This is a genomic window from Pseudoxanthomonas sp. PXM03 (assembly GCF_014852005.1).
In the GTDB taxonomy this organism is placed as follows: domain Bacteria; phylum Pseudomonadota; class Gammaproteobacteria; order Xanthomonadales; family Xanthomonadaceae; genus Pseudoxanthomonas_A.
In genome coordinates, this window is the sequence record NZ_JACVAU010000001.1 from 482,785 (window position 1) to 503,582 (window position 20,798).

General features: G+C 68.9%; 18 protein-coding genes, 1 pseudogene and 1 riboswitch. Of the genes and pseudogenes, 16 read left to right on the forward strand and 3 right to left on the reverse strand.

Features of this window, described 5'->3' with window-relative positions; all coding sequences use genetic code 11:
* Nucleotides 1–3 precede the first annotated feature (3 nt).
* The 5 genes and pseudogenes from mrdA to IB223_RS02185 all read left to right on the forward strand — a co-directional run.
* Nucleotides 4–1,842 (forward strand): annotated as a pseudogene (mrdA, locus tag IB223_RS02165) (penicillin-binding protein 2); the annotation flags it as partial.
* A gap of 326 nt (nucleotides 1,843–2,168) precedes the next feature.
* Nucleotides 2,169–3,305, forward strand: a complete 1,137-nt coding sequence (rodA, locus tag IB223_RS02170) for a rod shape-determining protein RodA (protein WP_192200042.1) — start codon at nucleotides 2,169–2,171, stop codon at nucleotides 3,303–3,305.
* Between the two features lie 61 nt (nucleotides 3,306–3,366).
* Nucleotides 3,367–4,503: a lytic murein transglycosylase B gene (gene mltB, locus IB223_RS02175; protein ID WP_192200043.1), complete on the forward strand. Its 1,137-nt coding sequence runs from the start codon at nucleotides 3,367–3,369 to the stop codon at nucleotides 4,501–4,503.
* Nucleotides 4,500–5,672, forward strand: coding sequence for a septal ring lytic transglycosylase RlpA family protein (locus tag IB223_RS02180; RefSeq protein WP_192200044.1), 1,173 nt, complete (start codon nucleotides 4,500–4,502; stop codon nucleotides 5,670–5,672). Before mltB ends, IB223_RS02180 begins: the two co-directional genes overlap by 4 nt.
* Before the next feature lie 118 nt (nucleotides 5,673–5,790).
* Nucleotides 5,791–6,993 (forward strand): D-alanyl-D-alanine carboxypeptidase family protein, encoded by a 1,203-nt coding sequence (locus IB223_RS02185; protein ID WP_192200045.1) that lies wholly within the window; start codon nucleotides 5,791–5,793, stop codon nucleotides 6,991–6,993.
* A gap of 58 nt (nucleotides 6,994–7,051) precedes the next feature.
* On the opposite strand, the gene IB223_RS02190 is transcribed toward IB223_RS02185, so the two are convergent.
* A complete protein-coding gene (locus tag IB223_RS02190; protein ID WP_192200046.1) occupies nucleotides 7,052–7,924 on the reverse strand; it encodes a DMT family transporter in 873 nt (290 codons plus the stop codon).
* Nucleotides 7,925–8,184: 260 nt separating this feature from the next.
* On the opposite strand from IB223_RS02190, the gene IB223_RS02195 reads away from it, so the two are divergent.
* The 5 genes from IB223_RS02195 to IB223_RS02215 all read left to right on the forward strand — a co-directional run bounded on the left by IB223_RS02195 (nucleotide 8,185) and on the right by IB223_RS02215 (nucleotide 13,904).
* Nucleotides 8,185–9,102 (forward strand): CsgG/HfaB family protein, encoded by a 918-nt coding sequence (locus tag IB223_RS02195; RefSeq protein ID WP_192201210.1) that lies wholly within the window; start codon nucleotides 8,185–8,187, stop codon nucleotides 9,100–9,102.
* 100 nt (nucleotides 9,103–9,202) lie between these two features.
* Nucleotides 9,203–9,481 carry a DUF493 family protein gene (locus IB223_RS02200; protein WP_192200047.1) on the forward strand — a complete coding sequence of 93 codons (279 nt, stop codon included), beginning with the start codon at nucleotides 9,203–9,205 and terminating at the stop codon, nucleotides 9,479–9,481.
* Nucleotides 9,478–10,137, forward strand: a complete 660-nt coding sequence (gene lipB / locus IB223_RS02205) for a lipoyl(octanoyl) transferase LipB (protein ID WP_343227127.1) — start codon at nucleotides 9,478–9,480, stop codon at nucleotides 10,135–10,137. Before IB223_RS02200 ends, lipB begins: the two co-directional genes overlap by 4 nt.
* Nucleotides 10,138–10,324: 187 nt before the next feature.
* Complete coding sequence (glnE, locus tag IB223_RS02210) at nucleotides 10,325–13,135, forward strand: bifunctional [glutamate--ammonia ligase]-adenylyl-L-tyrosine phosphorylase/[glutamate--ammonia-ligase] adenylyltransferase (protein WP_192200049.1); 2,811 nt, start codon at nucleotides 10,325–10,327, stop codon at nucleotides 13,133–13,135.
* A gap of 37 nt (nucleotides 13,136–13,172) precedes the next feature.
* Nucleotides 13,173–13,251, forward strand: a riboswitch (ZMP/ZTP riboswitch).
* Nucleotides 13,252–13,271: 20 nt separating this feature from the next.
* Nucleotides 13,272–13,904: a LysE family translocator gene (locus IB223_RS02215; RefSeq protein WP_192200050.1), complete on the forward strand. Its 633-nt coding sequence runs from the start codon at nucleotides 13,272–13,274 to the stop codon at nucleotides 13,902–13,904.
* A gap of 2 nt (nucleotides 13,905–13,906) precedes the next feature.
* Here IB223_RS02215 and IB223_RS02220 read toward each other — a convergent pair whose 3' ends face one another.
* Nucleotides 13,907–14,881: a mitochondrial fission ELM1 family protein gene (locus IB223_RS02220; protein WP_343227128.1), complete on the reverse strand. Its 975-nt coding sequence runs from the start codon at nucleotides 14,879–14,881 to the stop codon at nucleotides 13,907–13,909.
* 128 nt (nucleotides 14,882–15,009) lie between these two features.
* On the opposite strand from IB223_RS02220, the gene IB223_RS02225 reads away from it, so the two are divergent.
* The 6 genes from IB223_RS02225 to IB223_RS02250 all read left to right on the forward strand — a co-directional run bounded on the left by IB223_RS02225 (nucleotide 15,010) and on the right by IB223_RS02250 (nucleotide 19,922).
* Nucleotides 15,010–15,597 (forward strand): malonic semialdehyde reductase, encoded by a 588-nt coding sequence (locus IB223_RS02225; protein ID WP_192200051.1) that lies wholly within the window; start codon nucleotides 15,010–15,012, stop codon nucleotides 15,595–15,597.
* Nucleotides 15,598–15,622: 25 nt separating this feature from the next.
* The gene (locus IB223_RS02230) at nucleotides 15,623–16,201 is read left to right on the forward strand and encodes a YceI family protein (protein ID WP_192200052.1); all 579 of its coding nucleotides are present in this window, start codon (nucleotides 15,623–15,625) and stop codon (nucleotides 16,199–16,201) included.
* A 158-nt stretch (nucleotides 16,202–16,359) separates the two neighbouring features.
* Complete coding sequence (locus IB223_RS02235; protein WP_192200053.1) at nucleotides 16,360–16,557, forward strand: zinc-finger domain-containing protein; 198 nt, start codon at nucleotides 16,360–16,362, stop codon at nucleotides 16,555–16,557.
* Between the two features lie 36 nt (nucleotides 16,558–16,593).
* Nucleotides 16,594–17,733: a glycosyltransferase gene (locus IB223_RS02240; protein WP_192200054.1), complete on the forward strand. Its 1,140-nt coding sequence runs from the start codon at nucleotides 16,594–16,596 to the stop codon at nucleotides 17,731–17,733.
* Complete coding sequence (locus tag IB223_RS02245) at nucleotides 17,705–19,027, forward strand: O-antigen ligase family protein (protein WP_192200055.1); 1,323 nt, start codon at nucleotides 17,705–17,707, stop codon at nucleotides 19,025–19,027. Before IB223_RS02240 ends, IB223_RS02245 begins: the two co-directional genes overlap by 29 nt.
* Nucleotides 19,017–19,922 carry a lipid A biosynthesis lauroyl acyltransferase gene (locus tag IB223_RS02250; RefSeq protein ID WP_192200056.1) on the forward strand — a complete coding sequence of 302 codons (906 nt, stop codon included), beginning with the start codon at nucleotides 19,017–19,019 and terminating at the stop codon, nucleotides 19,920–19,922. Before IB223_RS02245 ends, IB223_RS02250 begins: the two co-directional genes overlap by 11 nt.
* Here IB223_RS02250 and lpxL read toward each other — a convergent pair.
* Nucleotides 19,913–20,797, reverse strand: coding sequence for an LpxL/LpxP family Kdo(2)-lipid IV(A) lauroyl/palmitoleoyl acyltransferase (lpxL, locus tag IB223_RS02255; RefSeq protein ID WP_192200057.1), 885 nt, complete (start codon nucleotides 20,795–20,797; stop codon nucleotides 19,913–19,915). The genes IB223_RS02250 and lpxL overlap by 10 nt on opposite strands.
* Nucleotide 20,798: the final 1 nt, after the last annotated feature.

Below are 20,798 nucleotides of genomic sequence, written 5' to 3' on the forward strand. Positions count from 1 at the left end.
GCGATGATCGGGCCGCGCCGGCGCAGCAAGAACCCGCATGCCGAAGCCGACCAGTTCCGTCGGCGTGCGGTGACGGGCTTCGTGGTGGTGGCGCTGTGCCTGATCGGCCTGGGCGCCTGGTACTTCAAGCTGCAGGTGGTCGACCATGACGACTACGCCACGCGCTCGGAAGCCAACCGCATCCGTCCGCGCCCCGTCGTGCCCGGCCGCGGCGCCATCTACGACCGCAACGGACTGCTGCTGGCGGAAAACGTGCCGGCGTTCCGGCTCGACGTCACCCCGGACAAGGTGAAGGAACCGGCGAAGCTGGTGGCCGAGCTCGGCAGGATCATCGAACTCTCGCCCGAAGACATCGAACGCTTCGAGGCCACCCGCAAGACCACGCGCGGGTTCCGCCCGATCACGCTCAAGCTGCGTGTGGGCGAGGAGGAAATGGCGCGCTTTGCGGTGGACCGCTGGCGTTATCCGGGCGTCGAACTGGTGCCGTACCTGACCCGGCGCTATCCCTACGGCGACCTGTTCGCGCACATCGTCGGCTATGTCGGTCGCGTGGACGAGAAGGACCTCGAGCAACTCGGCGAGATCAATTCCGCGCTGACCCACATCGGCAAGACCGGCCTGGAGCGCTACTACGACGAGCAGTTGCGCGGGAAGATCGGCTACGAGAAGGTCGAGACCAACGTGGAAGGGCGCGCGCTGCGCGTGGTCGGCCGCGTGCCGGCGCAGGCGGGCACCGACCTGCGGCTGAGCGTGGACGCGACGCTGCAGCAGGCCATCGTCGATTCGTTCGGCGAGCTGGAAGGGTCGGCCATCGCGGTCGATCCGCGCACGGGCGAGGTGCTGGCGATGGTCAGCCTGCCCAGCTACGACCCCAACCTGTTCGTCAACGGCATCTCCAGCAAGGACTTCAGGGCGCTCAACGAGAATCCGTCGCGGCCGCAGTTCAACCGGCTGGTGCTGGGCGGCGTGGCGCCGGGTTCCACGCTGAAGCCGCTGATCGCGCTGGCCGGCCTGGACAGCGGCAAGCGCAAGCCGGAGGACACCGTGGTCTCCACGGGCATGTTCTACCTGCCGGGTACGAGTCGCGGCTGGGGCGACGCGAGCCGGCGCGGCCACGGGGTGACCGATCTGCGCAAGTCGATCTCGCAATCCGTCAATACGTACTACTACCGTCTCGCGCTGGATCTGGGCATCGAACAGTTCGACCAGTACATGGAGCATTACGGGTTCGGCGAACCCACGGGCATCGACCTGCGTGGCGAGATCGGCGGGATCCTGCCGTCGCCGCAGGCCAAGCTCAAGGCGCGCAAGGAGCGCTGGTATCCGGGCGACACGGTGAACGTCGCCATCGGGCAGGGCGACTGGAAGGTCACGCCGTTGCAACTGGTGCGGGCCACGGCCGGCATCGCCAGCGGGCAGATGCGGCGCCCGCACCTGGTCAGACAGACGCGCGTGGGCTTCGATCGGCCATGGGAACCGACGCCGCAGCCTGCGCCCATCGCCATCAGTCCCAACCCGGCGAACGTGGAAGTGGTGCGGCTCGGCATGCAGGACACCATGCAGCCGGGCGGCACGGGCTGGCGCGTGGCACAGGGCGCGTCGTACCTCATGGCCGGCAAGACCGGTACCGCGCAGGTGATCAGCCGTCGCGGTACCGCCGCCGTCGATCCGCGCAGCCTGCCGATGCACCTGCGCCATCGCTCGCTGTTCGTCGGCTTCGCACCGGCCGACAACCCCACGATCGCCATCGCCATCGCGGTGGAAGGTGGCGGTTACGGCGGCAGCACGGCGGGACCGATGGCGCGCAAGATCTTCGATGCGTACCTGCTGGGGAAGATGCCGGAGAAGGAAGCGGTGGAGGGCGGGGAACCGGGAACGGGGAACGGCAATGCTTCACCGAGCCCACCCGTGCCGCAGGCCACGCCCGCGGTGCCCACTTCACCGGTGTCGCCGCCGACGGGAGCGCCCGCTCAAAGCCCCTCTCCCCGTGGGGGAGGGGTTGGGGTGAGGGTTGGCGAAGACCGGATGGATGGAGACCCTCATGGGGTGGCCGCGCTCGCACCCGTTCTTTCGCGCATGCACGCCGCAGCGCCTGTCCCGACCCTCACCCCAACCCCTCTCCCGAGGGGAGAGGGGCTTGAGGCGGCGTCGACGGAAAGGCGTCCAGCATGACCGACCTGCTGCGCTGGGGCTTCGACCTGCTGCGCCATCTGCTGCGCACGCTCGATTGGCCGTTGCTGGGAGCGCTGGTCGCCTTGATGGCGATCGGCCTGGCGGTGCTGTACAGCGCCGGCGGCGAAGCGCTGGGTGCGCGCCTGATGCTGGCGCAGGGCGTGCGCTTCGGCGTCGGCCTGGCCGCCATGTGGGCACTGTCGCGCGTCACGCCGGTGCGGTTGCGCGCGTGGACACCCGGCGTGTTCGCGGTGGCGCTGGTGCCGCTGGTGCTGGTGCTGTTCATCGGCACGGGCAAGCACGGTGCGCACTGGATCGACCTGAAGGTCTTCTACCTGCAGCCCTCCGAACTGTTGAAGATCGCGTTGCCGATGATGCTGGCGTGGTACCTGCATCGCGAGCCGCTGCCACCGGGCTGGCGAACGACCTTCGTGTCGGCGCTGCTGATCGGGTTGCCGACCGGCCTGATCCTGATGCAGCCGGACTTCGGCACGGCGATGCTGGTCGCTGCGAGCGGTGTATTCGGCCTGTACCTCGCGGGGCTGTCGTGGTGGTGGTTCATCACGGCGGGCGTACTGGGCGGCACGGCGGTGGGCCTGGTGATGTTCGCGCCGATCTCGTGGTTCTCGTTCCTGCGCGAGTACCAGCAGAACCGCATCCTGACCTTCCGCGACCCCGAGAACGATCCGCTCGGCGCGGGCTGGAACATCCTGCAGTCGAAGATCGCGATCGGCGGCGGCGGCTGGACCGGCAAGGGCTGGGGGCAGGGCTCGCAGTCGCACCTGGATTACCTGCCGGAGCACACCACCGACTTCATCTTTTCGGTGCTGTCCGAAGAGTTCGGCTGGGCCGGCGTGGCCACGGTGCTGGCGCTCTATCTGTTCGTGGTGGGGCGCTGCCTGTGGATTGCGATGGACGCGCGCGACACGTATTCGCGCCTGCTCGCCGGCACGCTGGGGATGGCGCTGTTCGTCTACGTCATCGTCAACGGCGGCATGGTGTCCGGCCTGTTGCCTGTGGTCGGCGTGCCGATGCCGCTGCTGAGTTACGGTGGCACGTCTGCGGTATCGCTGCTCGCGGGCCTGGGACTGGTGATGGCGGTGCGCGCGCACCGGCCCGTGCACGGGTATTGATGCCGCATCACGACGTGCTCTGTTCACCCTGCCCGCAAAATCGCGTGCTACCCTCGCGCCGATGATGCGACACGCACTTTCCTCTCTGCTGGTGCTGGGCCTTGCGTCCTGCGCCACACCGCAACCGCCGCCGGCTTCTTCGGCGACTCCCTCCGCTCCTGCTCCGACGACGCCCGCCGAAACCTCGATCGAGCGCGTCGCCGAGGTGCCCGCCGAGGTGCTGAAGCCGGTCGACTTTCCCACCGCGCGCGCGCAGTTCGTGCGCGATACCGCGGCGAAGTACGGCATCGCACCCGCCGAGATCGAGGCCACGCTGGCCAAGGCGCAGTTCCTGGACAGCGTGGTGGCCGCGATGTCGCGTCCCGCCGAGCGGGTGAAGCCGTGGAGCGAGTACCGCGTCGGCTTCCTTACGCAGGCGCGCATCGATGGTGGCCGCACGTTCATCGCCGAGCACCGCGATGAACTGGCCCGCGTCGAACAGCAATACGGCGTGCCCGCCGAAGTGATCGTGTCGATCATCGGCGTGGAGACCAACTACGGCGGCTTCACCGGTCGCCACAAGGTGCTGGATGCGCTGTACACACTGGCATTCCGTTATCCGCGCAGCGGCAATCCCGAGCGCGCGGCCTACGAACACCGTCGCGAGCAGTTCTTCCGCGACGAACTGGCGCAGCTGTTCGCGCTGGGTCGCGAGGAGAAGCTCGACATCGCCTCGCTGACCGGCAGCTATGCCGGCGCGATGGGGCTGGGCCAGTTCATGCCATCCAGCTACCGCGAGTTCGCGGTGGATGGCAACGGCGACGGTCGCCGCGACTTGTTCACCACGTATCCGGACATTTTCGCGTCCATCGCCAACTACTTCCGCAAGAAGGGCGGCGAACGCGGCGGCTGGGTGCCGGGCGGTGCGGTGGTCGCACGTGCGCAGTTGCAGCCGGGCTTCGCCGAGTTCAATCCGGAAACGTGGACGCCCGACTACACGCTGGCGCAGCTGGCGGAGAAGGGCTATCGCCCGCTCGATCCCGTCGCCCCCGACGCCACCGCCACGCTGGTACAGCTGGATGGCGCCGACGGCAAGCAGTACTGGCTGGGCTTCCAGAACTACTACGCGATCACGCGCTACAACAATTCGAAGATGTACGCGATGGCCGTGCACCAGCTGTCGCAGGCCATCGCGGGCCGCGAGATCCCGTCGGCATGAAGTGGCTGGCATTGCCCGTGCTGGCAGTGGCCCTGGCCGCGTGCGGCACGGCGCCGAAGAAGTCCCCGTCGCCTTCCGCAACCGGCGGTGCGGTCCGGCCGTCGCCGACGGCGCCTTCGCCCACCGTCGCCGGCAAGGACTGCTCGCGTTACGCCCCGGCCCGGGAAAACCTGGCCACGCGCGGCGACTACACCGCAGGCGGTCTCTACAAGCCGGGCGTGTCGGATACCACGCCGGACCATGTGCCGGACCTGGACTGCATCCGCGAACCCGTCGTCACCGCCGAGGCGCGCTCGCGCGTGGGCAACAAGTCGCCCTACTCGGTGCTCGGCAAGCAGTACCGGGTGCTCGACCGCGTCGATGGCTACGTGGAGCAGGGCACGGCGTCGTACTACGGCAACAAGTTCCACGGCCGCCGCACCTCCAACCAGGAGGTGTACGACATGTACGCCTACAGCGCGGCGCACAAGTCGCTGCCGCTACCCAGCTTCGCCCGCGTCACCAACCTGGACAACGGCAAGTCGGTGGTGGTGCGGGTGAACGATCGCGGGCCGTTTCACGAAGGCCGCGTGATCGACCTCAGCTATGCAGCGGCCGTGCGCCTGGGCATCACCCAGCGCGGCACCGGACGTGTCGAGGTGCGCGCACTGACGCCGGACGACAGCACGCTGGCCACCGCGCCCGCGCCTTCCGCGATGGATCATCTGGTCGGACGTTTGCCGCAGGACACCGCGCGCTACCACGTGCCTGCCAAGCCGGGTGATGCGCCGAGTGCGGCCGGCTTCGAAGCGTGGATGAAGGCCAACGGCGTGCGCGTGGCGTCCGGCAAGCCCGGGGCATCGGTGGCATCCCCGGTTTCCAGCGTCGCGTCGCCGCCGCAGCCGGTACAGGCCGCGACAGCGCCGGCTGGTGCCGCCGCGGAATCGGCATCACCGCCCTCCGCTCTGCAACTGCAGGTCGCCAGCTTCTCAAGCCGCGACAACGCGGACCGGGCACTGGCACGCCTCGCGGCGGCCGGCATCGTCGATGCGCGGCTCAGCGACGTCCCCGGCCAGGGCCGCACGCTGTGGCGCCTGCGCGTGGGTGCACCCGATGTCGCCACGGCGGAAGTCCTCGCCGGCAGGATCGCGAGCCTGGGTTTCGGCCGCCCGCAGGTGGTCCGCGAGTAACCCTGCAAGCCGCCTGTTCGCCGGTTTTTACGTCTTTCCAACCCAACCCGCGGCCGGCCTCCCTACAATGATCGCCTTGAATCGTCAGGCCCACGGCCTCGCCAGGAGTTTTCCGCCGATGAAGTTCCGTTTCGTCCTTGCCGCGCTCGCGACCACCGCCATGGGCCTGGCCATCGCCCAGACCCCGGCGCCGACTCCGCAACCCGCCGCCGCACCGGCGTCCGCTGCCGTGGCCATCCCGCCCGCGCCCACGCCCACCGCTACTGCCTGGGTGCTGATGGACTACATCACCGGCCAGGTATTGGCGGGCGAGAACTACAACGAGCGCGTCGAACCGGCCAGCATCACCAAGGTCATGACCTCGTACGTGCTGGCGGCCGAACAGAAGAACGGCAAGATCAAGCCCACCGACCAGGTGATGATGAGCGAGCGCGCCTGGCGCGAGGGCGGCGCCGGCACCGATGGCAGCTACAGCGGGTTCGCCGTCAACAAGACCGCATCGCTGCTGGACATGGAGACCGGCATGGCTGTCCAGTCCGGCAACGACGCCGCCATTGCGCTGGCCGAACATGCCGCCGGCAGCCAGGAAGCCTTCGCGGCGCTGATGAACAACTACGCCGCGCAGATCGGCATGAAGGGTTCGCATTTCGCCAACGCGCATGGCCTGTCGGCACCGGAGCACTACTCCACTGCGTACGATCTGGCCCTGCTGGGGCGCGCGCTGATCCGCGAATACCCCGAGCAGTACGCCTTCAACAAGATCAAGGAGTTCACGGTCGGCGCCATCACCCAGCCGAACCGCAATCTGCTGCTGTGGCGCGACCCCAGCGTCGACGGCATCAAGACCGGCCACCATTCCGCTGCCGGCTACTGCCTGATGAGCTCGGCCAAGCGCGGCGACCAGCGCCTGATCGCGGTGGTGATGGGTTCCACGTCCGAGAAGCAGCGCGCCGACGACAGCCTGGCGCTGTTGAACTGGGGCTTCCGCTTCTACGAGACGCACCGCCTGTACGAGCCCGGCAAGGCCATCGCCACCCAGCGCGTGTGGAAGGGCAAGACCAAGGACGTGCAGCTGGGCGTGGCGCAGCCGATGCTGGTCAGCGTCCCGCGCGGCCGCTACGACGACCTGAAGCCGACCATGGACGTGCCGAAGACACTGGTGGCACCGATCACCGCAGGCCAGGCCATCGGCACGGTGAAGGTCACGCTGGACGGCAAGGTGGTCGCGCAGTCGCCGCTGGTGGCGATCACCGCCATCGAGGAAGCCGGCTTCTTCAAGCGCCTGTGGGACGCCTTCTGGATGTGGTGGGAGTCGGAGTGATCCGCCACGCGCCATGACGACGAAGAAGCCGGCGGAAGCCGGCTTCTTCATTTCCCGCTCAGCGCATGCCCGCGGCGATCAAGCCTATCGCCAGGATGGCCAGCGGGATGGCCAGCAGATTAAGGCGGCTCAGACGTTCGCCGAAACCGAGCATGCCCACCAGCGTGCCCAGCAGCACCACGCCGATGTTCATCATCGAGAACACCACCGCCGGGTTCTCCGGCAATGCGCGGTGGGCCTTCACGTAGAACAGGATGTTGGCGAAGTTCAGTGTGCCCAGCAGCAGGCCGCTGGCAAGCGCAGCACCGGTCAGCGCGATCCGCCCACGCCAGGCACGCAGCATCTGCACGGCCAGCATCACCACGAAAGCCGCGACGAAAGCCACCTGCAGCGAGGCGGCAAAGGGCGTGCCCGCGGCGGAAAGACGCTTCAACAGCACGTCGACGCTCGCATAGCCCATCAGTACGAGCAGCGGCAACGCCCAGCCGGTCCAGCCCGCGTCTGCATCGTTGGCCGGCCCGTGTCGCGGGCGCAGCACCAGCATGGCGATGGCCACCACGCCGAGGACGAGGCCGATGATCCTCAGGCTGTCCACGCGTTCGCCGAACCACAGGAACGCCGCCAGCAGCGACAGCACCAGCGACATCCGTTGCGCCACGTCGGTGCGCACGATGCCCGCGGCGCGCACGGACGCCGACAGCGCCAGGAAGATGCCGGGCAGCAACAGGGCCAGCAGGGCCAGTTCCACGTGCGGCGCGCCGGCACGCGACAGGGCTGCCAGCGGCGGGTCCAGCAGCGCGAAGCACAACAACGACGCGGCCAGGTAGTTCCAGGTGATGCCCTGGGCGATATCGATGCCGCGCCGCAGCATCAGCTTGAGCAGGACCGAGACCAGGACGCTGCAGACGATGCTGATGAGCAGGTAGGACACGGCCGGACTCGCGGGAGGGGAGCGGATTATGGCGCAAGGCGCGCATCGGCCATCATGCTGCGCGGCTGGCCGCAGCCAGTCACATTTCTCGTGCCTACCGGGGAACATGGCCGCCATGGCCTATCATCGAGGCGGGGACAACGGCACACGTGCCGTGGCGCCCCCGCATCGACGGAATGCCCTCGCATGGGGCGACAACCTTTCAAGGAGATAGACGAGTGAACAGGGGAACGAACAACACGCTCCGCATCGCAGTGGGCATGCTGGCCATCGCCGCCACGCTGCCTGCCTTCGCGCAGCGCCAGAGCGCGCAGGACCAGCGCAAGCAGCAGATGGCCGAGATCCCGACCTGCAGCAAGCCGCTGGGTTCGATCTCGGTGATCGAACCGGAGGACGGTGTGAACTGGTGGAGCGGCCAGCAGCTGCCGGCGCCATCGAAGCTGATCAAGGTCTTCGTCAACAAGTCGCGCTGCTTCACCCTTGTCGATCGCGGCGTGGGCATGGGCGCGGCGATGGCCGAGCGCGAGCTGGCGGCCAGCGGCGAGCTGCGCAACCGCTCCAACATCGGCAAGGGCCAGATCCGCGCCGCCGACTACGTGCTGGTGCCCGACCTGATCTCGCAGAACAGCAATGCCGGCGGCAATGCGATCAGCGGCCTGCTCGGGGGTCTGGTGGGGGGCAACCTCGGCCGCGCCGTCGGTGGGCTGGACTTCAAGAAGAAGACCGCCGATGTGGTGCTGACGGTCACCGACGTGCGTTCGTCCGAGCAGGTCGCCATGGCCGAAGGCAGCGCCAAGAAGACCGACATCGGCTGGGGTGCCGGTGGCAGCCTGTTCACGGGCAGCCACTGGGGCGGCGGCGGCGCCAGCGGCTATGCCAACACCGAAATCGGCCAGGTCATCACGCTGGCCTACCTGCAGGCGTACACCAACCTGGTGACCGAGCTGGGCGGCCTGTCCGGCAACGCGTCCGCGTCCAACGCCCAGCAGGCAGTGGAGATGACCAAGCCGGGCCGCCTGTTCGCCAATCCCAAGGGCACCGGCAAGGCCGTGCGCGACCTCGACCCCGGCATGCTGCTGTATCCCACCGGCAACAAGGACGGGATGATGTGGGAAGTGGAGGACGAGCTGGGCAACAAGGGGTGGGTGTCGTCCAGCCTGGTGCAGCTGGCGCGCTGAACCAGCTGCCGCATGCATACGAAGGGCCGCGAAAGCGGCCCTTCTTCGTTCCGGGGGGCCACGGCTTGGCTTTCCCGCCCGCCATCCCAATAATTCCCGCATGGAAATCAAATCCGACAACCCCGACCACGGCTTCCAGTTCCCCGGTACCTTCGAGCTCAGCGCGATGGGCACGGCCGGCACCGGGCTGGAAACTGAACTTCCCCGCCTGCTGGAAGCCTCCGGCATCGCGGTGGTGCACGAAGACATCACGTGGAAGCACTCGGCCAACGGCAAGTACGTGTCCGTGCGCATCCGCTTCCAGGCCAACGACCGCGCCCAATACGACGCCGCCCACGTTGCGTTGCGCGACCATCCGGAAGTGAAGTGGACGCTGTGACGTCGCCCTGCGTCGTCCGCGAACTGGGACGGCAACCGTATGAGCCGGTGTGGCGTGCCATGCAGCGGTTCACCGACGCGCGCACCGAGGCCACTGGCGACGAACTTTGGCTGGTCGAACATGATCCGGTGTTCACCCTCGGCCAGGCCGGCAAGGACGAACACGTGCTGGCGCCGGGCAACATCCCGGTAGTCCATGTCGATCGTGGCGGGCAGGTGACCTACCACGGTCCCGGGCAGATCGTCGCGTATCCGCTGTTCGACCTGAAGCGGTTGAAAGTCGGCGTGCGCGACTACGTCTGCAAGATCGAGCAGGCGATGATCGACACGCTGGCCGAGTGGAATATCCATGCCGAGCGCAAGGACGGCGCCCCCGGCGTGTACGTGGCCGGTGCCAAGATCGGTGCGCTCGGCATCCGCGTGCGGCGCGGCTGCACGTTCCATGGCCTCGCGTTCAACATCGCGATGGACCTGGAACCGTTCCACCGCATCAATCCCTGCGGTTACCAGGGCCTGCAGGTGGTCTCGCTCGCCGACCTCGGCGGCCCCACCGGCATGGACCAGGTGAAGCCGGTATTGCTGACGCACATGGCGGACCAGTTCGGCCTGTCGCTGCAGCACGAAGCTGCGTTGCCGGATCTGTCGCAGGCGGCGTGATCCGCTTGTTGTAGGAGCGACGTCAGTCGCGACCGCACGGCCGGCCCGCCAGCGAGCGTGTAAGGAGTGCAAAGCATGCCCCCTGACATGAAGCGTCCTGGCCAGGGTGCAATGCCGAGTCGTGGTCCGCGGTCGCGACTGACGTCGCTCCTACAACAGCCGTTGGCCCATGCCACAATCGGCCGCGATGAACGACGCGACTCTCTCCCTCGATGCCGAGCTTGAAGCACTGACCGAACGCGGATTGGCGCGCCTGCGCACCGCGTCGCCGGACCTGGATGCCCTGCTCGGCGACGCGCGCAATGTCGATCGTGTGTCGCGCGTGATCGCGACCAGCGACTTCGCATTCGAAACACTGCGCCGGCAGCCCGACCTGCTGGTGGCACTGCTGCACGACGATGGCGCCGCACCGTGGCCAGTGCCTGCGCTGGTGGCGGACAACGCCGTGCAATGGCCCGAGTTGCTGCGTCGCTACCGCACCGCCGAATCCACGCGTCTGGTGTGGCGCGATGTGCATGGCCTCGATACGGTGGACGATACGCTTGCGGGCACCACGCGATTGGCCGAAGTCTGCCTGCAGACCGCGCTGGAGGCATTGGAAGCCGAGTTCGCACAACGCCATGGCATCGTGCGCGCACCCGACGGCGGCGTGCAGCGGCTGGTCGTGTTCGGGCTGGGCAAGCTGGGCGGCGGCGAACTGAACTTCTCGTCGGACATCGACCTGGTCTACGCGTATCCGCAGGGCGGCGAGTCGGACGGTGCGCGATCGCTCGCGGCCGAGGACTACTTCATGCGGCTGGGCCAGCGGTTGGCGAAGCTGCTGGACGAGCCCACCGTCGACGGCTTCTGCCATCGCGTCGACCTGCGCTTGCGGCCGTTCGGCAACGCCGGGCGGGTGGCGCTCTCGTTCGCCGGCATGGATCAGTATTTCCAGCGCGAAGGCCGCGACTGGGAGCGCTACGCGTGGCTGAAGGCGCGCGCTGTGGCCGGTGACATCGAGGCGGGCGAGCGCTGGCTGGAGTCGCTGCGCCCGTTCGTCTATCGGCGCTACCTGGACTACACGGCGCTCGACGGGCTGCGCGAGATGAAGGCGGCGATCGCCGCCGAAGTCGCGCGCCGCGAGTTGGCCGATGACATCAAGCGCGGGCCCGGCGGCATCCGCGAGATCGAGTTCCTGGTGCAGGCGTTGCAGCTGATCCGCGGTGGGCGCGAAGCCGCGCTGCGCGAGCGGAGGCTGCGCATGGCCTTGCCCGCGCTGGTCGCCACGCGGCAGATGTCCGAAGAGGAGGGCGATGCGCTGGCGCAGGCCTACCGTTTCCTGCGCCGGCTGGAGAATCGCCTGCAGATGCTGCGCGATGCGCAGACACATGCGCTGCCGGAGGACGCGATGGACCGCCACCGCATCGCGCGTGGCCTGGACTATCCGGACTGGAATGCGTTGCGCGTCGCACTGGACCTGCAGCGTGCGCGGGTGTCGGCCGAGTTCGCCGAGCTGCTCGCACCGCGCCAGCGCGACGCCGCGCCGGATGCGCTGGCGCTGTACTGGCGAGCGCTGCCCGATGGGGGCGATGTCCAGACGCTGGCCGCATCCGGGTTCGCCGATGCGGCCAGCGCCGACGGTGCGCTGCGGGAGTTCGCCCAGTTCAGTGGCGTGCGCGCGCTGTCCGATGGTTCGCGTGTGCGGCTCGATCGCGTGCTGCCGGCCTTGCTCGACGCCTGCGCACGGTCGTCGCAACCGGATGCGGCATTGCGGCGCGTGTTGTCGCTGCTGCAGGCGATCCTGCGCCGTGCCAGCTATCTCGCACTGCTCGACGAACAGCCCAGCGCACTGGCGCGGCTGGTCAACGTGCTGGCGCGCAGTGCGCTGCTGTCCGAGCGGCTGGCGCAGTACCCCTTGCTGCTCGACGAACTGCTCGACACCCGCGTCTCCGGCCCGATGCCCGACCGCGACGAACTGCGCATGGAGTGCGAAGCGGCGCTGGTGGAGGACGATCCGGAAACCTGTCTGCGTGTCGTGAACGAGCGGCGACTCGCGCTGAGCTTCCGCGTGGCGCTGGCCGCGCTCGATGGTCGCCAGGCGGCGCGCGACAGTGTGCGCCAGTTGGCGTGGCTGGCCGACGAGGTCGTCCGGGTCGTCGTGCAGGTCGCTGCGCGCGATGTCGCGTCGGCACATGGCGTTGTCGCAGGCGGCCGGTTCGCGGTGATCGGTTACGGCAGCCTGGGCGGCGAGGAACTCGGTTTCGGTTCGGACCTGGACCTGGTGTTCCTGTTCGATGCGCCAGCCGATGCCGAATCCGATGGCGCGCGCCCATTGGAAGCGGGACGCTGGTATGCGCGCCTGGCGCAGAAGATCGTCGCCCTGCTGGGCGCGGTGACGGCGGCGGGCCGCCTCTACGATGTGGACGTCCGCCTCCGCCCCGACGGCGCCAAGGGCCTGCTGGTCTCGTCGCTGGCCAGCTTCGGCGATTACCAGCGCGAGCGCGCCTGGACCTGGGAGCACCAGGCCCTGGTGCGTGCCCGGGGCATCGCCGGTGATGCCGGCCTGCTGGCGGCGTTCGAACGTATCCGTGCGCAAACGCTGTCCTCTCGGCGCGATGCCGCGAAACTCCGGGACGACGTGATCCACATGCGCGCACGCATGCGCGGCGAACTGGACCGCAGCGATGCCGCGCGCTTCGACTTGAAGCAGGGCGCGGGCGGGCTGGTGGATCTGGAATTCCTGCTGCAGTACCTGGTGCTGCGCGACTCCGCCACGCACCCGGCGTTGCTCGCACCGCGCGACAGCAGCGGATTGATCATCGCGATGGCGGAGGCCGGCGTGCTGCCGCGCGAGGAAGCCGAGGCACTCTGCCAGGTGCATGCCACCTTCGTGGCCGAAGGGCTGGCCTGCACGCTGGACCGGCGGCCGCGACTGGTGGTCGAGAATGCCGCGCTGGCGACTGCTCGCGCGCTGGTCGTCCGCACGGCGGAGGCGCATGGACTGGTGTTCGCCCCGTGAGGGGCGCTTGCCAGTCGCGCGCGTCCGTCGATAACCTGCACCCCCGCGTGACTGGCGCCTGGAGGGAGCACCCTCGGGAAGCGCGGGCATCGCCGCCGCGCGCCTGGGCATCCTTTCCTCCACCAGGAGATGCTCCGTGCCCGACGCTTCCCCGCTACTCGCCTTCGCACTGATCGCGCTCGGCATGGTCCTCACGCCAGGGCCGAACATGATCTACCTGGTGTCGCGCTCGATCAGCCAGGGCACGCGTGCCGGACTGATATCGCTGGGCGGTGTTGCCGCCGGATTCGTGGTCTACATGCTGTGCGCCGCCTTCGGCATCACGGCGCTGCTGATGACGGTGCCCTATGCGTACGACGCGCTGCGCATCACCGGCGCAGCCTACCTGCTCTACCTGGCCTGGCAGGCAGTGCGACCCGGTGGCCGTTCGCTACTGCAGGTGCGCGAACTGCCCGCCGATGGCCCACGCAAGCTGTTCCTGATGGGACTGCTGACCAATCTGCTGAATCCCAAGATCGCCGTGCTCTACCTGTCGCTGCTGCCGCAGTTCATCGACCCTGCGCGCGGTGACGTGCTGGCGCAGTCGCTCGCGCTGGGGTCGGTGCAGATCCTCGTCAGCCTGGTCGTCAATGCGCTGATTGCGGTATTCGCGGGCAGTGTTGCCGCCTTTCTGGCGCAGCGGCCCTTCTGGGCCACGGCCCAGCGCTGGCTGATGGGCACGGTGCTGGCGGCGCTGGCGGTGCGGATGGCGACGGAAGCGCGCCGTTGAAGTCAGGGCGCGAGGCGGTCGCGGAGTGCCGCGGCCACGCGCGCTGTTTCCCGCAGCGGTTCGACATCGAAGGCCTGCAGTGCGCCATCCATCACGCGGATGCGCCCGCGTTGCAGCAGGGCGTCCAGGAACCGGCGCGGCCGGCCACTGACGCGGTGGGGATCGAAGACATGCACGGGCACCCTGGTCGCACAGGCTTCGGACAGCATGTTGACCGAGTCCGGCGTGCAGACGATGCGGTCGGCCCAGGCCAGCAGGCCGGGGTAGGGGTTCGGGCCATCGTGTTCGCCGCACCAGACAATGCCGGGCGTGGCTGCATAGCGTTGGCGCACCGCGTCGATCACCTGGCGCGGCGTGCGCCGCGAGGTGGTCACCAGCACGCTGCCGCCCTCGCGCGCCAGCACCGCGTCCAGGTCCGCGGCCAACGCCAGGAAGGCTGCAGGGTCGAAGCGCGCATGCGCGCTGTCGCCGCCCAGCAATACGGCGGTGCGTGGCGAGGGCAGGTGGGCGAAGGTCGCGAACTGCAGGCGCGCGTCCGCCAGCCAGGCATCGTCGACCGGGTTCAGGCTGCCTGTCAGGGTGATGACGTTGCGGCCATGCAGGCCGTCATGCGCCGGCGCGATGACCACGTCCCAGTGCATGGGGTCGATGCGAGGGGCCAGGATCTGCACCGCCTTGCTGCCGCGCCCGCGCAGCAGCCGCGTCGCAAGCGCAGCCTGCCGGCCACAGCCGACGGCCAGCGGAGGGGGCGTGCGCAGGGCAGTGGCGAAAGCGCTTCCGAAGGCCTGCGCGGATCCGGGCCAGAGGCGAGGGGCCGCCCAGCGCCACGGCGCACGCGGTTGCAGCATCCACTCGCGCGCTTCACCGGCATCCAGCTCCTTCATCAACGCCCGGGCCTGCCGCACATTGCCGGCGTGGCCATCGGTCAGGGTCCAGGGGCGCGCCGAATCGGTCGTGGGAGGGCTCGTTCGTTCCACTGGTTAAAACAATCCGTTCCGGGTCGGTTGGATGTTGCCATAGTCAGGACACCCTACACTGCCCGTCCGATCCGCCGGCCCAGGCCGGCCGCTGCGGATGCTGTTTCCCTCTTCGCGACAGGTATGCCATGCCCCACGTTCTCGACGCCGCTTCGCTTGACCAGTTGTTCCGCACCGCCCGCACCTACAATGCGTTCGGCGGTGACGTCAGCGACGACACGCTGCGCCAGCTGTACGACCTGCTGAAGTTCGGTCCCACCCAGGCCAACACCACGCCGGCACGCTTCGTGTTCGTGAAGTCGGCCGAAGCCAAGGCCAAGCTGGGCCCGGCGCTGGACGAGGGCAATTACGCCAAGACCATGGCCGCCCCGGTGACCGTCATCATCGGCCGCGACGAAGACTTCCACGAGAAGCTGCCGTTCCTGTTCCCGCATACCGATGCCAAGGCCTGGTTCGACGGCCCGCGCGAGAACCGCTTCAAGCCCGCGCTGCGCAACGCCAGCCTGCAGGCGGGCTACCTGATCGTCGCCGCGCGCGCGCTCGGCCTGGATGCCGGTCCGATGACCGGCTTCAACGCCGCGAAGGTCGACGAGGCCTTCTTCGCCGGCACCGCGATCAAGTCCGACATCCTGGTCAACCTGGGCCATGGCGACCCGGCCAGCATTTTCCCGCGTTCCCCGCGCCTGGGCTTCGACGAAGCCGCGCGCATCCTCTGACACCCCACCACCCCGGAGATATCCCATGCGCAAGACCCTGCTCGTTGCCGCCCTGTTCGCCTTCGCCGGCTCCGCCTTCGCCGCGCCGGTCACCTACAAGATCGACCCCGGCCACACCAACGTGCTGGCGACCTGGAACCATTTCGGCTTCTCCAACCCGAGCGCCAACTTCGGCCAGGCCGACGGCACCCTGGTGTACGACGCCGACAAGGTCTCCGCGTCCAGCGTCCAGGTCACCCTGCCGCTGAGCGGCCTGAGCGCGCTGGCCGACCAGTTCTACGAGCACCTGACCAGCGACAAGTGGTTCGACGCCGCCAAGTACCCGTCCGCCACCTTCAAGAGCACCCAGGTGGAAGCGGCCGGCGAAGGCAAGCTGAAGGTCACCGGTGACCTGACCATCAAGGGCATCACCAAGCCGGTGGTGCTGGACGTGACCCTCAACAAGGCCGGCGAGCACCCGATGAAGAAGGTGCCGGCGATCGGCTTCGATGCCACCGCCACCGTGAAGCGCAGCGACTTCGGCGTGGGCGCGTACGCCCCGATGGTCAGCGACGAAGTGACGCTGAAGATCACCACCGAAGCCACGGCCGACGCCAAGAAGTAAGCACGCCTTCCCCGGCCTTCGCGCGCCGGCCGGATGCTGCCGGAAACGCCGCCCCGCTCGCGCCGGGCGGCGTTTTCCGTCATGGGAATTCCTTCCTTGGGCCGTCACGGCACCGGCTGGTAGACTGGCCGCCTCGTTCCAGCACGTCCCGCATCGCCATGACCCAGACCGCCACCGCGCCCGCCAACGCCGAGAAGCGCTACACCGTCTCGCGCGCCGACCTGCCGCTGAGCTGCCCGCTGCCGTCGATGGCGCTGTGGAATTCGCACCCGCGCGTCTACCTGCCCATCGAAGACGCGCCGGGCGGGGATGTGCAGTGCCCGTACTGCGGTTCGCATTTCGTCCTGGCCGACTGATCGCCTGATGCGGCCGAAGCGCGCGGCCCATCGCCCATGCGCCGCCTGACCGTCGTCCAGCTGCTGCCGGCGCTGGAATCCGGCGGCGTCGAACGTTCCACCCTCGAGATCGCGGATGCACTGGTGCGCGCAGGCCACCGTGCCGTGGTGGTGTCGGCGGGCGGGCGGCTGGAGCCGGCGTTGCGGGCGATGGGCGCGGAGCACGTCACGCTCGACATCGGTCGCAAATCACTGCCGACGTTGCGCCATGTGATCGCGCTGCGCCGGTTGTTCGCCGATGTCGGGGCCGACATCGTGCACGCGCGCTCGCGGCTCCCTGCGTGGCTTGGCCTGTGGGCGATCCGTGCGATGCCCGCGGCCGCGCGGCCGAGATTCGTCACCACCATGCACGGTCTCAATTCGCCCGGGCGCTACAGCGCGGTGATGACGTACGGCGAGCGCGTGATCTGCGTGTCCGACACGGTGCGCGCGTATCTGCGCCAGCACTATCCGCAGACCGACCCCGGCAGGCTGGTCGTGATTCCGCGCGGCATCGATCCGGCGCAGTTCCCGCGCGCCCCCTCGCGCGATCCTGACGCGCGTGCGTGGGCTGCCGCCCAGCATCCTGCGCTGGTCGGCGAAGGCCCGCTGCTGCTGCTGCCGGGGCGCGGCACTCGCCTCAAGGGCCACCAGGATGCCATCGCGCTGCTGGCCCGCCTGCGTGGGAGCGGCATGGATGCGCGCCTCTGGATGCCGGGCACGCGCGAGGCGGGGCGCAAGCACTACGTCCTCGACCTGGAAGCAGAAGCGCGACGTGGCGGATGCGCCGATGCGCTCGCGATCACGCCACCGACAACCGCCATCGCACGCGCCTACGCCGCCAGCGACCTGGTGTTGCAGCTGTCGCGCAAGCCCGAAGCGTTCGGCCGGACGGTGGTCGAAGCGCTGTCCGTGGGACGTCCCGTCGCCGGCTGGGTGCATGGCGGTGTCGGCGAGTTGCTGCGCGAACTGCAGCCCGCGGGCGCGGTGCCGGCATTCGATGGAGACCGCCTGTTCGACGCGGCGCGTTCGATGCTCGCCCATCCGCCGCCGCCATTGGCTACGATGGACGCCTACACCCTGCGCGCGATGCAGGACGCCACGCTTGCCCTTTACCACGACCTTGCCGATGACCGCCGACTCGCCATCGATCCCTGACATGCCTGTCCGTGGCCGTACCCACGGCTGGCGCTGGGCACCTGCGTGGGTGCTGACGTTCGTCGCCCTCTGGCCGGCACCGGGCTATGCCGAGGCCGTGATGGTGCTGGGCGCACTGGCGGCCGTCATCCGGTTGCTGCTCGACAGGTTCCGTGGCGGCACGCGCCTGCTGAGCGGCGCGGCATGGGCGCTGACCAGCGCCCTGTTCGCGGCCTATTGGCTGCCCGAAGTCATCTCGGCGGTGGATGCCGTCGACGCGCCGCGGGCATTTCGCGAGGCCGCGGTGGACCTTCGCTACCTGCCGTTCCTGTGGCTGGTGGCCGCCGCCGTGGCGAACAGGGAAGCGCGGCGCACCACCTTCAACGGTCTCGCCATCATCGTCGCGGTGTGGACGCTGGACGCGCTGGCGCAGGTCGTGTTCGGCACCAGTCCGTTGTTCTGGGGCCTGGACCAGCTCAAGCAACTGGTCAGCGGACGCCCGATGTGCACTGCGGAACAGATGGCCGGCATCGACAGGCTCAGCGGCTTCCTCGGCCCCTGCAACCGGAAGCTGGGCGTGGTGATGGCGAGCCTGTCGCCGTTCCTGCTGTTCGCAGCGGCGCGGCGCATGGATTCGCTCGGATGGATCTTGGCTGCCGGGGCCATCGGTCTGGTCATCCTGCTTGCGGGCGCCCGCGCGTCATGGATTACCTACGCATTGGTCCTGGTGGCATCCGGGTGGCGGTTGCTTGGCCTGCGCAGGCTGTTCGGTGTGCTGGCGGCGGGACTGCTGATACTGACGCTGCTTGCCATGTCTTCCACGCAGTTTCGGGAACGCATCCGGCTCACCACGCATGCATTGACCGCCAACGAATCCGGCGTGGATACGGCGTTGTCGGGCCGTGGGCAGATCTGGTCCGCCGCCGGCTGCATGCTCGTCGAGCACCCCATCAACGGCGTGGGTGCGCGGGGCTTCCGCGAAGCGTTCCCTGGGTGCGATACAAGGTCCGGCGAGCGGCCTGCATGGGGCCAGGGTCCGGCGTTCCACGCCCACCAGATCGTGCTGGAAGTACTCAGCGAAACCGGCGTCATCGGCCTGTTGCTGTGGCTGGCGGGCGCAGCGCTGGCATGGCGTGCCTGGCGTTATGCCCCACCGCAGGCGAAGGACCGCGCGCGGCCGGCGATGCTGGCGCTGGCGGTGACGGTCTTCCCGTTCAACACGCACCTTGCGTTCTATTCCACGTTCTGGGGCGGCCTGACGCTGATGCTGGCAGCCTTGTACGCCGGCAGCCTGCTGGCGCGCGATGACGATTGAGCACGCGGCGGGCGCGCGCTGCTGGTTCGTGGCGCCCGCCAACCTGATCGCATCGGTGGTCGCGCGATTGCCGCAGCGGGTGCTGCTGCGGCTCGGGAACCTCACGACGTGGTTGCTGTGGCCGCTGCTCGGCAAGCGGCGCCGTCACGCGGCGACCAACATCGCGCTGTGTTTCCCCGCACTGGATGACCGTGCCCGCGCCCGCCTGCTGCGCGACACCCTGCGCGCCACGGTGACCGGCATGTTCGAACTCGTGCGCGGCTGGTACGCACCTGCGCAGGCGCTACGCGGGCTGGCCGACGTGCAGGGGCTGGAACACATGCACGCCGCGCGCGCGCAGGGGCGCGGCATCCTGCTGTTCGGCGGCCACATTCCGCATTCTGAACTGTGCGCGCGCCTGCTGGGCGACGCGCTGGGCGAACGGGTGAGCATCGTCGCGCGGCGCAACAACGACCCGTGCATCGAGCATCTGCTCGACACTGCCCGTCGCCGTGTCTTCGCCGATGTCATCGGCAAGAAGGACGTGCGCGGCCTGCTGCGCACGCTGTCGCGCGGCGGCATCGTCGCTTATTCCGCAGACCAGGATTTCAACTACCAGAATGCCTTCGTGCCGTTCTTCGGCGTGCAGGCCGCGACCCTGACCGCCACGCCCGATCTCGCACGCCGGAGCAATGCCGTCGTGCTGCCGTTCTGGTTCCATCGTGACGCGACGGGACGCTACCAGCTGCGCGTCGAGCCGACGTGGGAAGGATGGCCGACCGGCGACCCGGTGCAGGATGCGGCACGCTACATGGCGGAACTGGAAGCCGTCGTGCGCCGGCATCCCGAGCAGTACCTGTGGGTGCACCGGCGTTTCAAGACGCGGCCCGAGGGCGAACCCGGTCTCTACCGGTAGAGTTCCCCGCGGCCTTCGGGCTGACGCTTGAAGCGGCGATGGATCCACAGGTATTGCGTGGGGGCTTCGCGCACCATGGACTCGATCGCGGCGATCACGCGCGCAGTGTCCGCCGTGGCGTCCGATGACGGGAAATCCTCCAGCGAGGGCGACAACGTCAGCGTGTACCCACCGTCTTCGCGGCGGACGTGCGAGAACGCGATCACCGCCGCGCCCGACAGCCGCGCCAACTGATGGGTGGAGGTGAGGCTGTAGGCGGGGTGGCCGAAGAACGGAACGAACACGCTCTCGCCGCGCCGCGTGTCCTGGTCGGGCGCGAACCAGAGCAGCCCGCCCTGCTTGAGGTGCTTCAGTGCAGGGCGCAACTCTTCGCGGGTGAACATTGCGGTGGCATAACGCAGGCGGCCGCGCTTGACTGCCCACTCCATCGCGCCCTGGTTGTGCGGGCGATACATGCCGGCCAGCGGTGCGTGGTCGCACATCAGTCGTGCCGAGATCTCCAGCGTGGTGAAGTGTCCGGACACCACGATCACTCCGCGGCCGCCGGCACGCGCCGCCGCCAGGTGCTCCAGGCCCTCGACCCGCAATCCGCGCCGCATCGGTGCCACGCTGCCCCACCAGGCGCGCGCGAACTCGAACAGCCCGATGCCGAGCTCGCCGAAACTGGCGCGCGCCAGCGCGTCCCGGGCACCCGCGTCCAGCTCCGGGAAGCACAGGGCGATGTTGCGGCGGGCGACGTTCCTGCGCTCGCGCATCGCGGCAAAGAGCAGCGTGCCGATGAGGCGGCCCAGCACGCGCTGCAACGCCCACGGCAGGCGCGCCACCAGCCATGCGAGCCCGATGCCGAGCCATGCCGGCCACTGTGCGGGTCCCATG

Excerpts from the sequence above, each read along its gene's own strand:
- rodA (WP_192200042.1), top strand. The coding sequence starts at position 2,169 with ATGACCGACCTGCTGCGCTGGGGCTTCGACCTGCTGCGCCATCTGCTG.
- mltB (WP_192200043.1), top strand. The coding sequence starts at position 3,367 with ATGATGCGACACGCACTTTCCTCTCTGCTGGTGCTGGGCCTTGCGTCC.
- IB223_RS02180 (WP_192200044.1), top strand. The coding sequence starts at position 4,500 with ATGAAGTGGCTGGCATTGCCCGTGCTGGCAGTGGCCCTGGCCGCGTGC.
- IB223_RS02185 (WP_192200045.1), top strand. The coding sequence starts at position 5,791 with ATGAAGTTCCGTTTCGTCCTTGCCGCGCTCGCGACCACCGCCATGGGC.
- IB223_RS02195 (WP_192201210.1), top strand. The coding sequence starts at position 8,185 with ATGCTGGCCATCGCCGCCACGCTGCCTGCCTTCGCGCAGCGCCAGAGC.
- IB223_RS02200 (WP_192200047.1), top strand. The coding sequence starts at position 9,203 with ATGGAAATCAAATCCGACAACCCCGACCACGGCTTCCAGTTCCCCGGT.
- glnE (WP_192200049.1), top strand. The coding sequence starts at position 10,325 with ATGAACGACGCGACTCTCTCCCTCGATGCCGAGCTTGAAGCACTGACC.
- IB223_RS02225 (WP_192200051.1), top strand. The coding sequence starts at position 15,010 with ATGCCCCACGTTCTCGACGCCGCTTCGCTTGACCAGTTGTTCCGCACC.
- IB223_RS02230 (WP_192200052.1), top strand. The coding sequence starts at position 15,623 with ATGCGCAAGACCCTGCTCGTTGCCGCCCTGTTCGCCTTCGCCGGCTCC.
- IB223_RS02235 (WP_192200053.1), top strand. The coding sequence starts at position 16,360 with ATGACCCAGACCGCCACCGCGCCCGCCAACGCCGAGAAGCGCTACACC.
- IB223_RS02240 (WP_192200054.1), top strand. The coding sequence starts at position 16,594 with ATGCGCCGCCTGACCGTCGTCCAGCTGCTGCCGGCGCTGGAATCCGGC.
- IB223_RS02245 (WP_192200055.1), top strand. The coding sequence starts at position 17,705 with ATGACCGCCGACTCGCCATCGATCCCTGACATGCCTGTCCGTGGCCGT.
- IB223_RS02250 (WP_192200056.1), top strand. The coding sequence starts at position 19,017 with ATGACGATTGAGCACGCGGCGGGCGCGCGCTGCTGGTTCGTGGCGCCC.
- lpxL (WP_192200057.1), bottom strand. The coding sequence starts at position 20,797 with ATGGGACCCGCACAGTGGCCGGCATGGCTCGGCATCGGGCTCGCATGG.